This window comes from Pseudomonas sp. 478 (assembly GCF_003254125.1).
In the GTDB taxonomy this organism is placed as follows: Bacteria; Pseudomonadota; Gammaproteobacteria; order Pseudomonadales; family Pseudomonadaceae; genus Aquipseudomonas.
Window position 1 is genome coordinate 195,592 of record NZ_QKZG01000002.1, and the last position, 14,228, is coordinate 209,819.

16 protein-coding genes and 2 pseudogenes are annotated in these 14,228 nt (G+C 57.2%); 9 read left to right on the forward strand and 9 right to left on the reverse strand.

The window, feature by feature from the left end; translation table 11 throughout:
* Positions 1-81 precede the first annotated feature (81 nt).
* Positions 82-534, forward strand: coding sequence for a cupin domain-containing protein (locus tag DFS28_RS04500; RefSeq protein WP_111448742.1), 453 nt, complete (start codon positions 82-84; stop codon positions 532-534).
* A gap of 110 nt (positions 535-644) precedes the next feature.
* On the opposite strand, the pseudogene DFS28_RS04505 reads toward DFS28_RS04500, so the two are convergent.
* A pseudogene (locus DFS28_RS04505) lies at positions 645-782 on the reverse strand (DUF533 domain-containing protein); the annotation flags it as partial.
* 69 nt (positions 783-851) lie between these two features.
* On the opposite strand from DFS28_RS04505, the gene DFS28_RS04510 reads away from it, so the two are divergent.
* From DFS28_RS04510 to DFS28_RS04520, 3 genes are all read left to right on the forward strand, one after another.
* On the forward strand, positions 852-1,277 hold the full coding sequence (locus tag DFS28_RS04510; protein ID WP_111448743.1) for an N-acetyltransferase: 426 nt from the start codon (positions 852-854) through the stop codon (positions 1,275-1,277).
* Between the two features lie 247 nt (positions 1,278-1,524).
* Positions 1,525-2,241: a phosphatidylcholine synthase gene (gene pcsA / locus DFS28_RS04515; protein WP_111448744.1), complete on the forward strand. Its 717-nt coding sequence runs from the start codon at positions 1,525-1,527 to the stop codon at positions 2,239-2,241.
* Between the two features lie 16 nt (positions 2,242-2,257).
* Positions 2,258-2,644: a DUF488 domain-containing protein gene (locus tag DFS28_RS04520; protein WP_111448745.1), complete on the forward strand. Its 387-nt coding sequence runs from the start codon at positions 2,258-2,260 to the stop codon at positions 2,642-2,644.
* A 42-nt stretch (positions 2,645-2,686) separates the two neighbouring features.
* On the opposite strand, the pseudogene DFS28_RS04525 reads toward DFS28_RS04520, so the two are convergent.
* Positions 2,687-2,824, reverse strand: a pseudogene (locus DFS28_RS04525) (Lrp/AsnC ligand binding domain-containing protein); the annotation flags it as partial.
* Between the two features lie 109 nt (positions 2,825-2,933).
* Here DFS28_RS04525 and DFS28_RS04530 point away from each other — a divergent pair.
* Positions 2,934-3,701 (forward strand): metallophosphoesterase, encoded by a 768-nt coding sequence (locus tag DFS28_RS04530; protein ID WP_111448746.1) that lies wholly within the window; start codon positions 2,934-2,936, stop codon positions 3,699-3,701.
* Here DFS28_RS04530 and DFS28_RS04535 read toward each other — a convergent pair.
* The 6 genes from DFS28_RS04535 to DFS28_RS04560 form a co-directional block, all read right to left on the reverse strand.
* The gene (locus DFS28_RS04535; protein WP_111448747.1) at positions 3,675-4,550 is read right to left on the reverse strand and encodes an alpha/beta fold hydrolase; all 876 of its coding nucleotides are present in this window, start codon (positions 4,548-4,550) and stop codon (positions 3,675-3,677) included. The genes DFS28_RS04530 and DFS28_RS04535 overlap by 27 nt on opposite strands.
* A 199-nt stretch (positions 4,551-4,749) precedes the next feature.
* Positions 4,750-5,751, reverse strand: coding sequence for a cytochrome d ubiquinol oxidase subunit II (gene cydB / locus DFS28_RS04540; RefSeq protein WP_111448748.1), 1,002 nt, complete (start codon positions 5,749-5,751; stop codon positions 4,750-4,752).
* Positions 5,752-5,762: 11 nt separating this feature from the next.
* A complete protein-coding gene (locus tag DFS28_RS04545) occupies positions 5,763-7,139 on the reverse strand; it encodes a cytochrome ubiquinol oxidase subunit I (protein WP_111448749.1) in 1,377 nt (458 codons plus the stop codon).
* A 290-nt stretch (positions 7,140-7,429) separates the two neighbouring features.
* Complete coding sequence (locus DFS28_RS04550) at positions 7,430-8,443, reverse strand: GlxA family transcriptional regulator (protein ID WP_178082196.1); 1,014 nt, start codon at positions 8,441-8,443, stop codon at positions 7,430-7,432.
* Positions 8,444-8,545: 102 nt separating this feature from the next.
* Positions 8,546-9,337 (reverse strand): type I methionyl aminopeptidase, encoded by a 792-nt coding sequence (gene map / locus DFS28_RS04555; protein WP_111448751.1) that lies wholly within the window; start codon positions 9,335-9,337, stop codon positions 8,546-8,548.
* Positions 9,334-9,600, reverse strand: coding sequence for a ParD-like family protein (locus DFS28_RS04560; RefSeq protein WP_111448752.1), 267 nt, complete (start codon positions 9,598-9,600; stop codon positions 9,334-9,336). The genes map and DFS28_RS04560 overlap by 4 nt, the downstream gene beginning before the upstream one ends.
* A 299-nt stretch (positions 9,601-9,899) precedes the next feature.
* Here DFS28_RS04560 and DFS28_RS04565 point away from each other — a divergent pair, with 299 nt between their 5' ends.
* Together DFS28_RS04565 and DFS28_RS04570 are read left to right on the forward strand one after the other, a co-directional pair.
* On the forward strand, positions 9,900-11,579 hold the full coding sequence (locus tag DFS28_RS04565) for a thiamine pyrophosphate-binding protein (protein WP_111448753.1): 1,680 nt from the start codon (positions 9,900-9,902) through the stop codon (positions 11,577-11,579).
* Between the two features lie 123 nt (positions 11,580-11,702).
* Complete coding sequence (locus tag DFS28_RS04570; RefSeq protein ID WP_111449115.1) at positions 11,703-12,920, forward strand: DUF3422 domain-containing protein; 1,218 nt, start codon at positions 11,703-11,705, stop codon at positions 12,918-12,920.
* Between the two features lie 46 nt (positions 12,921-12,966).
* On the opposite strand, the gene DFS28_RS04575 is transcribed toward DFS28_RS04570, so the two are convergent.
* Positions 12,967-13,194 carry a hypothetical protein gene (locus DFS28_RS04575; protein WP_111448754.1) on the reverse strand — a complete coding sequence of 76 codons (228 nt, stop codon included), beginning with the start codon at positions 13,192-13,194 and terminating at the stop codon, positions 12,967-12,969.
* A 196-nt stretch (positions 13,195-13,390) separates the two neighbouring features.
* Between DFS28_RS04575 and DFS28_RS04580 the strand changes: the two genes are divergently transcribed.
* Both DFS28_RS04580 and DFS28_RS04585 read left to right on the forward strand, forming a co-directional pair.
* Positions 13,391-13,585: a hypothetical protein gene (locus tag DFS28_RS04580; RefSeq protein ID WP_111448755.1), complete on the forward strand. Its 195-nt coding sequence runs from the start codon at positions 13,391-13,393 to the stop codon at positions 13,583-13,585.
* 180 nt (positions 13,586-13,765) lie between these two features.
* Entirely contained in the window at positions 13,766-14,206 is a 441-nt protein-coding gene (locus DFS28_RS04585; RefSeq protein ID WP_111448756.1) for a hypothetical protein, read from the forward strand.
* Positions 14,207-14,228 lie beyond the last annotated feature (22 nt).

The following is a 14,228-nucleotide window of genomic DNA, read 5'->3' on the forward strand; positions in this document are numbered from 1 at the left end:
AGACGGGCTTGTGGCGCAGCTCCGGCGCCAGATCAAGTGAATATACTCAGCGGGTATGGACTCATCATTCGGAGAGCAATCATGCGAACGATTCATGTCATCGAGACCGGAAAAAAACCCGACCCGGTCAATGTCGTGGGTGAGACCATCACCATTCTTGCGGGTGGGGATCTGAGCAAACCTTTTGAAATGCATATCCAGGAAGGCGTGCAAGGCGGCGGGCCACCCGCGCATTTTCATCCTTGGGACGAAGCGTTCTACGTCATTGACGGGCAGGTGGAAGTGACGATTGCGGGCAAGGCCACCACTGTTCTCCCCGGGGGTTATGTGCATATTCCCGGTGGGACTATTCATGCTTACAAGAACATCAGTGAGACGGCGAAGATGATCGGCGTGGTGTCTGATCCGCGCGGTGGTCAGTTCTTTGCCGCGCTGGATCAGCTCAAAGTGCCGCAGGATTTACCGCAGATACTGGCAATCGCCGAGAGCTTCGGCGTTACGTTTCTGCTGCCGAAAGCCCCTGCCCCCCTGTAAGGGCCAGCGCTCTCGTTGATCGTTCCCACGCTCTGCGTGGGAATGCCTCTCGGGTCGCTCCGCGTTCCTTTCACAATGCCTGCGTCACACCCGGCCTATCAGGGCTGCATTCAGGCCACGCCACCTTTGGCCTGTTGCTCCAGATGCACTTGCAGGTCCGGATCGATATTCAGCGCCGCCGCCAGTTCATCCAGATAGCTACGTTCGGCGTCCTGCTGATCGTCCACCAGCATCACACTGGCCAGGCTGACCCTGATGACCATCGGCTGCGAGTGTTCTACCCTCGCAGACCCAAAGCCCACAGGATCACCGAACACATGGACCGCCATCTGATTGTCGTCAGCGACGTCATCGAACCTGAAGTCGAGCACGTACTCAGCGCCGGGCTGAGTGCCTTCAATGATCAGATGACCGGCATCAACGACCGCCAGTCGCTGGCAGTCACGGTCCGCAATCCGGATACCCATCAGGTGCTGGGCGGTATTACCGGGCGTACGTCGCTCGGTCTGTTGTTTCTCGATTTGTTCTATTTGCCCGAGTCACTGCGCGGCTCAGGGCTCGGTTCTCGACTGCTCAACGCGTACGAGGAAGAAGGCCGGCGTCGCGGATGCCGCTCGGCGGTGCTCTATACCCTCAGCTTTCAGGCCCCGCAGTTCTATGAAAAACACGGCTGGCAGCGCTTCGGCGAAGTGCCCTGCGACCCGCCAGGCACGAGTCGGGTGTTCATGAGCAAGGCGCTGTGAATGAGCCTGTCTGCAGCCGATCCATTCGCTGATCACTGCGCTTGAGTAAAACGTATCGCCCTGCGCCGATGTTTCATTTAATACCCCCGGATTTATCCGGGGTATTTTTTTGCGGCCCAGCTAAGATTTACTGGTGGTGAACCTTATCCCCGGATTCCCGGTCGATACATGCAACCTGACTAGGTTTGCCGACACCCCCATTGAAGGGGTGATAACAGGCTTGCTTCACTTTCTGGAGAACGCCCCCGTGATATCGACCCTACACATCGCCAGGCTAAAAGCATGGGGCGCCCATGGTTTTACCGCCACCGGCGTGGTCACTGCCTTCCTCGCGACCCTCGCCCTGCTGGAAAACCAGGCCACAAACTGCCTGCTGTGGCTGGGCGTCGCCCTGATTGTCGATGGGCTGGATGGCGCGTTGGCACGCAAGGTCAATGTCCAGTCGGTACTGCCAAGTTTCGATGGATCGATCCTCGATCTGGTCATCGACTACCTGACGTACGTGTTTATCCCCGCGCTGTTCATTTATCGTTACATCCCCTTGCCGGACTACACGCTGTTGCTGTCCGTGTCGCTGATTCTGGTCTCGTCGCTGTTTTGCTTCTGCAACGTCAACATGAAGAGCAAAGACAACTACTTCCAGGGCTTCCCCGCCGCGTGGAACGTGGTAGCCCTGTGCCTGTACATCATCGCCCCGTCGCCGTGGATCACTTTGCTCACCATCATCGGCCTGGCGCTGTTGACCGTGACCCGGATGAAGTTCCTCCACCCGTTCCGTGTGCGCAAGTTCATGCCGATCAACATCGCCGTGACGGCCATCTGGCTGCTGTGCAGCTTGTCGCTGGTGGTCAACCATCCGGTGATCAACCCGATGGTGATGGGGCTTTGGCTGCTGATGTCGGCTTACTTCCTGGGGATCTGCATCTGGCGCACGGCGCTGGAGTGGTTCGAAAACTCGCGGTAATAAAGGAAGGCAGAGCATGCCCATCCATATCGTGCGCCTCGGCTCACCGCGCGCTGCCAATGAAGGCCTGCGCCTGGGCACGGTGCGTCGCCCGCCGCGTGGCGTGCCAAAAGCCGAGTTTGCCCGTCGGGATTTTTATGACGTGTGGCAGCCGCTGCTGTCTCCCAGCGCCGAGCTGGTCGCAGAAGCCAAAGCGGCGGAAGACGACAAGGCGTGGGAAGCCTTCAAGCGCAAGTTCAAAACCGAAATGAACCACCCGGCGCCCAGCCAATTGCTCGATTTGTTGGCGGCGTTGTCCCACCAGACGTCACTGGCCATTGGCTGTTATTGCGAAGATGAAGGGCATTGCCATCGGTCGGTATTGCGGGAGTTGTTAAAGGCGCGAGGGGCGCAGATCATCTAGTGGCTGCCGTCATTGAGCTGCTCTCCCCTCCAGATCTACTCTTCAATCAACCTGCAACCCCACCTTGACGTTGCTCATGGATACCAGCGTCTCGAACCGCGTCAGCTCTGTGTACTGCTTCATGTTGCGCACCGCCAGCACCAGCACAAAGTCCCACTCCCCGGCCACGCAGTAACACTTCGGCTCTGCAACGCCAGCACATCTGGCTGCAACGAAAATAAGGTGTGGCAGGAGGTTATCAACTTGTCAGTAGAATGGGCTGACATTCAAAGCAGGTAGGAGTCGATCCATGCGCATCGCCTTGCTGTCAGACATCCACTTGTCCGTCAACGCGTTACCTTTTCCCGATGTGGATGCCGACATTGTCGTTCTCGCCGGAGACATCGCTCGTCCGGCTGCGGCCATTGAGTGGGCCAAATCGTGCCCTCTTCCGGTGGTGTACGTGGCAGGGAATCACGAGTTTTATGGCAGTGACCTGATTTCTACCTACGAGCACTTGAACAGGTTGTCGCAAGGGACACAGATCCACGTATTGGAACGCTCGGAGTATCTCCACAACGGCGTGCGGTTTTTGGGTTGCACCCTGTGGTCTGACTATCGTCTTTTCGATTCTGCAGAGGATCGGGCACAGGGCGTCGATCTGGCGACGAAGCTCATGCGGGACTTCACCCACATAAAAATCTCGCCCGATTTTCCAGACCTGTTCAGCCCGGCAGTTTCCCAACTGGTTTTTTTGCAGACAGTCGCCTGGCTGGAAGACTGCTTCACCCGCGACAGAACGACGCCCACGGTGGTGGTTTCGCATTTCGCACCGACACGGTTGAGCATAAGCCCGCTGTTTGAGAACTCGCCGATTAACGCGAGTTTTGTTTCAGACCTCGAAGACCGGATCAACGTCTGGCAACCGGCGCTTTGGCTACATGGCCATACCCATGGGAGCTTTGACTACGCGGTGGGCAAAACCCGGGTCATTTGCAATCCCCGGGGTTATGCAAAAAATGGCGTTAATGAAAACCCGGAATTCAATGGCTCATACGTAATTGACCTGGATATCTGAGGCAACACGGCCCTGCTTCCTGCAAGCCGGATCCAGAAAACCGAGCAAGGCCTGGCGGGTGTCATGCAAGGCCGCCGGGTGTTCCATATCGAGGAAATGCCCGGCGTTCTTGATGGTATGGAAGCAGGACTGAGGGGCATGATCGGCAAAAATCCGGGCGTCTTCTACCGAGGTGTACTCATCCCATTCGCCGTTGACAAACAGCAGCGGGATTTCGATCGCATTGGCACAGGCGACATAGCAATGGGTGTCTTGGGTCAGCACCTCATTGACGTGAAAATGCATCTGCCGGTACTCGTGCTCGGCCAGGCTGCTGACATGACGGTCATTAAAGCGTTTGAACAGCGATGGCAGATGCTTGCCGATCGTGCTGTTGATCAAGCGACTGACATTGAGACGGTCACACGCCTGGAGATGGTTCAGGCCGCGCTCCAGGTAATCGCGCATCGGCGCATTGACCCGTGCGGCGAATGAACTGATCACCGCTTTCTCGATTCGTCGCGGCTGCTGGGCCAGCGCCAACAAGGTAGCCGCACCGCCCCAGGAAAAGGACAGTACATGGTGTACACAAAAGTGTTCGATCAATTCCAGCAGAATCGCTGCCTCGTCTTCCTTTCGGATCGGTTGGCCGTGGAGGTTGTGTTGCTTCGACTGACCGGCGTAGGGCTGGTCGTAGAGGACCACATTGAATCGTGGTTGCAGGTAACGCACCGTTTGAGCAAAGGATGCTGTTGTTGCCAATGAGCCGTTGACCAGAATGATGGTCTTGTTAGCGGCGCTGTTGAGATAGTGCTCGGTATAAACCTTGTACTTCCCGCAGATCTCGACGATGGCAGTTTTCGGCATCATGTTACTTTTCCTTGTACCAATTTGAACTAAGCGCACAGCATGACGGTGCCCGGATGGCCTCCGTGACCACCTAGTCACGGTTTGACCACTGATTCAGAGTTAAGCAGGGATTTCCCCGTCTGCAAGAACCCGGACGAGTTAGTTCGGATGCCGTCGCGCTACTGTCGCATTGGCCTTTGCGGCCACCCTCCAGGCATCGTCAATCACGAGCGGCACGAACCTTCCCGCTAAAGACCTTGAAGCCGTACGTGTTGTAGATGAGCGTCACCGGTATCAGCACGGCGAAACCGACCAGCATGAAAACCTGGCTGGCCCAGCTGGAGGCAGCCGCTCGCAACGTCAGATTCGGCGGGACTATTAGCGGATAAAGCACGGCGATCATCATTGCGAATGCGAGGATGAAGACGCCCAATGCCGCGAACAGGGGAAGATATTGCCGGCGGCTGCGAAACCCCAGGATGAAACCACTCAGCAGTGCAATGAGCACTGTTACTGCCGGCAGCCAGACAAGACGATCTGAAAGCCGCTGTGCATATCGAGTATCCAGTGTCGCTGTCCAGGCAACCAACACGGCCAAAAGCACCAGGGTTACGATGGCCAATGCCTTCGCCTGACAACGTGATCGCTGCTGAAGATCGTCTTCAGTACGCCAATAAAGCCAGCACGCGCCCAACCACGTGTAGCCCAGCACGAGTACTGCGCCACAGTACAACGGAAACAGACCCAGCCACTCCCAGCCGTCACCACTGTATTGCCCGCCATCATTGGGTACGCCTTGAACAAGCGTACCCAACACAATCCCTTGAGATCCGCCGGCGAGCACGGAACCGACCAGCAGCAAGCCATCAACCGCGCGCTTGATTGCATCGCTGGGGGCGTAGTCACGAAATTCCAGCGCGACCGCTCGAAGAATCAACGCCAAAAACATCACAATAAACGGCAGGTAAAGTGCGGGCAGCAGAATGGCGTAGGCCAATGGAAATAATGCCAGCAGGCCGCCGCCCCCCAGCACGAGCCACGTTTCATTGGCATCCCAAATCGGCAAGATGGTCACTGCCATGGTACGTCGCTGCTGACTGCAACGAGTAAGGCCCAGCAGTACGCCAACCCCCAGATCAGTGCCGTCCAGCAGCACATAGTTCAACACTGAGAAGCCCAAGGCGGCTGCGCAAAGCAGTGTTATCCAGTCATTGTCGAACATGGGCCATGCCCTCAGGATTTACCGGTCTCGTCAGCCAGCGCTGGTTGCGGGCCGGGCTCGTCTTTGTGAGGTGGCTCACGCAGGACGCGCATCAGCACCCAAAGGCCAACGCCGAATATCAGCAGGTAAAACAGCAGGATGATCCCTGTCGAAGCGATCACTTGCTGTCGAGACACCGATGACAGACTGTCAGCCGTGCGCAGCAGACCGTAGACGGTGAAGGGTTGGCGGCCCACCTCGGTCACCACCCAGCCATTGAGCATCGCCAGAAACCCCGCCGGGGCCATCAGCACACACCCTCGCAGCCACCAACGCGCAACGTACAACCGTTGTCGCCATCGCAACACCAGGCTGGTCACGCCCTGCACCACCATCAATAGGCCCAGCCCGACCATGAAGCGAAAAGCAAAGAACACCACGGGCACCGGCGGAATGTCTTGTGGCGCAAATTCATCCAGCGCAGCGATGGTGCCACTCAGGTCATGCCGCAGGTACAGCGAGCCTATGCGCGGAATCGCCACCTCCCAATGGTTGCGCCGCTCAGTCATGTCTGGCAGGGCAAACAGGCGCAGTGGCTCGCCTGCCCCCTCGGCCGGGCGAGTCCAGGAACCTTCGATGGCAGCGACCTTCTGCGGCTGAACCTCGAGGCTGTGCTGACCATGAAGGTCTCCCACTACGATTTGCAGGGGTGAGAGCCCGACAATCGTCCACAACGCCATGGAATATTGAAGGCGTGCTCGCGGATTTTTCGGCACCTTCAACAGTTGCCAGGCGCTGACACCGGCCACCAGTGTGGCGGTGCCGAGCAACGCCGCCAACGTCATGTGCACCAGTCGATAAGGGAACGACGGATTGAAGATGATCGCCCACCAATCCTCGGCAATGAAGCGGCCATCGGGGCCTATGGAGTAACCGGCGGGTGTCTGCATCCAGGAATTGGCCGACAGGATCCAGAAGGCGCTGATCAGCGATCCGAGGGCCACCGCGCAGGTGGCGAAGAAATGCAGACGAGGGCCGACCTTCTTCAATCCGAAGAGCATGATGCCGAGGAAGCCTGCCTCCAGAAAAAAGGCCGCCAGCACCTCGTAGAACATCAATGGACCGAGAATATCTCCCGCCTGAGTTGAAAGCCGCGACCAATTGAGCCCGAACTGGTACTCCAGAATCAGGCCCGAGGCGGTGCCCACCGCCACGTTGAGGGCAAACACTTTGAGCCAGTAACGGTAGACGTCCAGGTAGATCTTTCGCCCACGCCACAACCAAAGTGCTTCCAGTACCATCAGAAAGTTGGCCAAACCGACGGTGAACGCGGCCAGCACAATGTGAAAACTGATGGTGATCGCGAACTGGGCACGCGCCGCCATCAGCGCCGAGTCAACTGCGTCCATGCTGTCCGCTCACCGTTAGCCAACACATGCAGGATTGAGCGGCCGGCAGCAACAACAGAGGGTCACTTCGACAGTCAACGATGTAGGCGGAAATAGGCATGACACCTGTCCGTTGGAGTATTTGTCGGTTGACCCTCCTCGTTGCCAATGATTCCGGAAGGCAAAAGCTTGAACCAGAAACTCGCTCTTTGTTTTCCCCCGAACCGGGCCGGACGTTTTTCGCCCGGGTGATCAGCGGTGCCCAACAGGCTGCCCAGGCCATTCAAGGCGCTTACCGGTCGGCAGCATTCCTACTTGACCAGTCGCTTTTCCTTGGAAGGTCTGTAGCCGAAGTACGAGCTGTAACACTTGCTGAAATGGCTCGGCGAAACAAAGCCACAAGCCACCAACACGTCCACCTGGGACAGTTCGGTGTGCTGGAGCAGCCGACGCGCCTCGGTGATCCGCAATTCCATGTAATAGCGTTGCGGCGTTGTGCCCAGTTGCTCCTTGAACAAGCGCTCGAGTTGTCGACGCGAACGGCCGGCGTAAACCGCCAACTGCTCCAGTTCCAGAGGTTCTTCGAGGTTGGCATCCATCAGCTTCACCACCTCGCGTAATGGCGCGCTCACACAGATATTTTCAGTCGGTTTTATGCGCCGATAACGCGACTCCTCGAAAGCCAGGATGTCTTCAATCCCCTCGACGAGGGCTTTGTCGTGCAAGCCTTTGATCCAGTCCAGCGCCATGTGGAACGCCCCCGAGGGACTGGAAGCCGTGAGCCGGTCTCGATCGATGACGTAGGGTTCACTGGTGACATGCGTCGCCTTGGAGATTTCCGCGAGCGCGGGGCGATGTTCGGGGTGAATCGCGCAACGATATCCGTCCAGCAAGCCTGCCCTTCCCAGGAACCATGCGCCATTCCACAACCCGGCCAGAATGACGCCTTGGTCTGATGCAGCCCTCAACAGGGAGATGAGTTCATCCGTCGCTTTGAGTTCTGTCCTGTATCCGCCGCAAATGACCAGAAGGTCCAGGTCCTGGATCGTTGAGCCAACGAAACGGCTATCCGGGCGAATGACCAGGCCTAGGTCACTGATGACTTCCTCATCGGTCAAGCCGAACGTTCGGGAAGAGAACAACCCGGGTCGCAGAAGATTCGCGGTGACTATCGTATCCAGTGCTTGCGTGAATGCGGGCAGCGAGAAATGCTCAAGCAGCAGAAATCCTGCCCGGACCACTTGAGCCTTCTCGTTGGGGTTCTCATTCAGATAGCGGAGATTTTTCCCCTTCATGCCTCCGCTAAATTGACGTCGCTCGATCAATGTTCGGCCTGCTCGGTTACGTTACCCAACAGGTCGCTGGGTGCGTTGATAAACCTCAATGCTAACTGTAGAAGTTTCAAAACCACTAGCGCCATTTTGCGCCTAAACGATGGCGGGATACCCATCGACACTATCGGGCCAACGAGTCAGCACCTCGAAGCCGTCGTCAGTGACCGCGACCATATGTTCCCACTGAGCCGAGAGTGAGTGATCCTTGGTGACCACGGTCCAGCCATCGGCCAGGGTTTTCACATGGCGTTTGCCAGCGTTCAACATGGGTTCAATGGTGAAGATCATGCCGGCTTTCAGTTTCAGGCCCTGGCCTGGGAGGCCGTAGTGAAGGACCTGCGGCTCATCGTGATAAATCTTGCCGATACCGTGACCGCAGTATTCGCGCACGACGCTGAACCCGTCTCTTTCGGCCACCTTCTGAATGGCATGGCCAATGTCACCCAGCGTCGCGCCTGGGCGGACGACGCGAATACCGGCGCACATCGCTTCATAGGTCGTCTCTGCCAGACGTCGGGCCTCCGGGCCGGGCTCACCCACGAAGTACATACGGCTGGTGTCGCCGTACCAACCGTCCTTGATCACGGCAATGTCGATATTGACGATGTCGCCATCCTTGAGTGGCGTGGCCGAAGGAATGCCATGACAGACCACTTGGTTGACCGAGGCACACACGGTTTTCGGGAAGCCGTGATAGCCGACATTGCCCGGAATGGCTTTCTGCACGTTGACGATGTAGTCGTGACAGAGCCGGTCAAGTTCGTCGGTGGTGACCCCCGCTTTGACATGCGGAACAATCATGGCCAGGACCTCGGCGGCCAGCGCGCCCGCAGCGCGAGACATGGCTATTTCTGCGGGGGTATTGAGCTTTACATTGGCCTTCATGGCTTGGCTCCTGATGCGGCATCAACCTGGGCGCTTTGCGAACAATCGGCGAGTGCGCACAGCTGTTTTACATCGAGGCCGCCCGCCAGTTCGGCACGAATCAGCACGCGGCAGAGGTCGCTGTGGTCCAGGTTGGGATGTAACTCCGCAAGCATCCCAATGCGCATCCAGTGCTCGGCTTGTGCGTTGATCGAGCGACTCAACGCATCGCTGGCGACGCGCAGATTCTCGTGCATGGCTTCTGAAATTTTTACGATACCCACCGCTCAATCCAATATTAAATGTATATGGATCGTATATTAATCGGTAGTCGTGTGAAATTGCAATTTCACGATTTACAGCCATGACTGAAGCATAAAAAGTCACTGGGTGACTTGAAGCCCGACTTCAATAGCTGAGGGAATGAAGTGCTGAGCAATCATCGTTTGTACCCCTTCTCGATGATGCTCAGAATTCGTGGCGCAGACGTTAGCCGTTGTTCTTCCAATTGATCGAGTCAGTACCTGTCAGAAAGAGCGCGATTCACCCTTTCACACCGCACCATTCGACTCAGGAGATAACAATGAATAAAACCATTTCTCGTCGTAGCGGAGGTCAGATTTTGGTGGATGCCTTACGCATCCATGGCGTCAAAAGAGCTTTTTGTGTTCCGGGAGAAAGCTACCTTGCGGTGCTCGATGCATTGCATGACGTGCAAGAAGAAATCGAGCTGGTGGTGTGCCGTCAGGAAGGTGGGGCGGCCTATATGGCCGAAGCCTACGGCAAGCTCACGGGAGAGCCAGGCATCTGCTTCGTGACCCGCGGCCCGGGTGCAACGAACGCTTCGGTTGGCGTTCACACGGCGTTCCAGGATTCATCGCCGATGATTCTGTTCATTGGCCAGGTCGCTCGCGATCAGCAGTATCGCGAAGCCTTTCAGGAAGTTGATTTTCGCCAGATGTTTGGCCCTTTGGCGAAATGGGTCGTGCAAATAGACGACACCCGCAGAATCCCCGAATTGATCAGCCAGGCGTTCCACCGAGCGGTCAATGGCAGGCCTGGGCCTGTAGTGGTCGCCCTACCGGAAGACATGTTGACCGAAATGGCGGAAGTCAGTGACGCCGGGCCTTTCAAGCGCGTATTGATGACCCCCGCTGCCGAGCAAATGGCCGCCATGCAGCAACTGCTTGAGCAATCAGAGCGTCCATTGATGGTGCTGGGTGGCAGCGGTTGGGACACCGAGTCAGTGCACGACATCCGGCTTTTTGCTGAACAGCAAAACATCCCGGTTGCGGCCTCCTTTCGCTGCCAGGACCTGATCGACAACCGACACCCGAACTATGTCGGCGATCTTGGTTTCGCCGCGTCAGCGCAACTGTCCTCAGCGGTAAAAAACGCCGACCTGCTGCTGGTCGTGGGCTCCAGAATGGGTGAGGTTTCAACGGGCGGCTATGCGGCCCTGGACATCCCGGTACCGAAGCAAACCTTGATCCATGTTCACCAAGGCATCGAGGAACTGGGGCGGGTTTACCAACCTGCGTTAGCGATCAACAGCAGCATGTCGACCTTTGCCCAGTCAGCCGCAAAGCTTCCAGCGGTGACCAGCCCGGTAAAGAGTGAATGGACGCGCACCCTCAACAAAAGCTACCGCGAAAATCTGCAACACTCGCCTTCCCCTGGCGATGTGCAAATGGCCGAAATCATTGAGTGGTTGAATTGCAGACTTCCAGACGATGCGATCCTGACCAATGGAGCCGGAAACTATGCCGTATGGCTTCAACGCTTCTATCAGTTCCGCCAATACCGCACTCAGTTAGGCCCTACCAATGGTTCCATGGGCTACGGCGTTCCTTCGGCGGTGGCCGCCAAACTGACATGCCCGGATCGAGTGGTGGTGTCGTTTTCCGGGGATGGCTGCTTCTTGATGAACGGTCAGGAGATAGCGACCGCAGCACAATATGGCGCCCATGTGATTTTCGTTGTGATCAACAACGGAATGTACGGAACCATCAGAATGCACCAGGAACGCAACTACCCTGGACGCGTGTCAGGCACTGAATTGCACAACCCGGATTTCGCCGCACTGGCCCAAGCCTATGGACTGCATGGCGAGGTGGTCACCGCCACGGCGGAATTTGCCCCGGCGTTTGAACGCTGCCTGGGTATGTCCCGGCCATCCTTGATTGAGGTCAGAGTCGACCCTGAAGCATTGACCCCGCGGCTTAGCCTGACGCAGATCAGAGAACAATCAAGCAAGAAGTAACCGGTTTCTTCCGTTTTTGGCGCCTGATTCACGATGTACAAGGCGCCTTTTTTTGAGCTTGTGACTCAGCAGTTCATCGACCTGTCCCACCTACAACAGCAGTCGATCAATGGCCTGAACAGCATGCATCCGCAACGACAAACCCTGCACAACGAACTGCACGCGCGTCCGTCGCTGTATTTCGACGAACCGGCCCATGTGTTTCATCTGGCCTTCCTTGGCGGGGAGCCGGAGTGCAATGCGCTGCTGGAGCGCTGCTGCCCTGCTCCGATCGATCCTCATGCCGCCCAGGGCATCACCCAACTCGATGGCCATGCCCTGAAATGGGAACGCCACGCCGAGTTCTTCACCCTGACCCTGGTGGTCACTTCATCCTGCGATGACCTGTCCTGGACATCGCTGCCCGAGGTGTTGGCGCAAAAGGTCGAAGCGCATTTGCCGCAGCTGATCAACTCGGTGCAGATCGTCGTGCGTGGCGAAGCCGGCCTGGACCTCGCCGGCTACGGCTTCAAGGACCCGTGCGGTTCCTGCGTGGGCGGTGGCGATGCGGTGGTCTGGAGCGATTTTCGTCTCAGCGAGGAGGGCAACAACCACATCCTGTTCATCAACCGGCGCCTCAACGCTTACCGCCAAGGGCGGATGATCCGTCGTCTGCTGGAAATCGAGACCTACCGCATGATGGCCTCGCTGTCGTTGACCATGGCCAAGACCTTGAGCGCGCAACTCGATATCTTTGACAAGACCTTGGTCACCCTCTCCGAGCGTAACGCCGACGCCGACAGCGGCAACGCGAAAGCCCTGCTGGCGGACATCTCCAACCTGTCAGCCCAAGTGGTCAGCAGTACCGCGAAAACCCGCCACCGCTTCAGTGCCACCCAGGCCTATGCCCAACTCGTGTACGAGCGCCTGGGCGAATTGCGGGAAAGTCACGTCGGCGATTGCCAGCGGCTCGGGGTGTTCATCGAACGCCGTTTCAAACCCACCGTCAGGTACTGCACCGCCACCGAACAACGCCTGGAGCACCTGGCGAAAAGCGTGGCCAATCTGGGCGACCTGTTGCAAGCCCGGGTTCAGGTGGAAATGGAAGAACAGAACTCGGAAATTCTCAAAAGCCTGAACGCCCGCGCCGACGCTCAGATCAAGATCCAGCGCGCCGTGGAAGGTCTGTCGATTATCGCCATTACTTACTACCTGCTGAACCTGCTCAAGCTTGGCTACTCAGGGTTGCACCTGCTCGGCGCCGAGGTGGCCCCGCGAGAGGCGATGCTGGCGATGACGCCCCTCGCGATCGCGATCCTTGCGCTGATTATCTTCCGCATCAAGAAAGTCAAAGAACACTGATACGGTGAGGCGCTGGGGGAGTTGTCGTGTTTTCGCCCAGCCGTCCTTAGTCAGCGCCCGAAGTAATTAACGGAGTGACGTCAGTGCTTGAAGGAGAGACATTAAGAAAGGCATTCCAGATCTCGTAAGCATCGTGATGCCGTTTGGTCGCCTCTTCCCATTCTGGTCCTGAAACACATTTGGAAGAGACCAGCGTCATCATGCCCATCGTTGCGGCGTCCAGTTCGATCAGGAAAGCGTGAGACTGGATTCTGAAATCTTCGACCGATGGCATTACGTGTTCCCCCGGCGGATTACACCGCCATTAAGTAGCGACTGCTCCTCGGACGGTGGAGTACCGCCCGGCGGGAAAATTCAGGCGGTCTGACCGCCGGTAGGTTTCATGGCCCAAGCTGATCGACGCCGACAAAAAATCTCGAACTCAAGCCACGGCGTCGAATCCAATGTTCAGGTCAATGGAGGTCAGCGATATGAACAACGATGACAGTGTTAACGACGTCGAACCAGAAGCAACGTCAAACGCCCCGCCCACCGATACGTCTGGCAAGCCCGTCAACGTCGATCAGACCAATACGCCCTCTCCAACTCGAACCAAAGAGCTGGAAGCTGAGGAACTCCGTCGGAAAATAGCGGAGATAGAACGCAAAGTGGCAGACGGCAACTAGCGGGACGCCGAGGGCTGTGAGGCTACAATCTTGAAGACACGCCGTTCCTTCACTACTGTAATTTGCATTGACATTGGACCGGGCTTGGCCGGGTTCCGGTGCTACGCTTTCAATTCCTCGAATAGAGAACGAAGCGATGTCCGCCGCCCCCTCAATCCCCAGACTTTCACGACTGTAGCCATGAAACGGATCCTGATCGGTGGTATCACCGTAGCGATTATCGGCACGATGACCTATGGATTTTTCCAATGGAAAATCGTCGAAAGCCAAAAACACGACTTGCTGTGCGGGCAGGCCAAGCAGACGCTCCAAGGCGTGGAAATCCGGGCGCGGGCGTTGGCTGCCGGACTGTCCGTAGAAGCCTATGGCAAGGCTGAAGAAGATGAAGTCGCAACCCTCATTGGTGCGCTCGACGCCGCCAAGAGCGAGGCGGAAGTCGACTCGGTCATTGAGGCTCACGCTGCCACCATAGAAGCAGTGGATGCGGCTATTGACGCTCAGGTGGATACCCGAGGCGATCAGACATTCCTCGAGCAACGACTGGTGAAACAGCGGATACCGGTCGACGTCAAACAAGAACTGCAACGCGCCGCGAAGGCCGTTAGCGTCATGTGCAGTTAGTGTTCATTCAATAGTGCCCTAC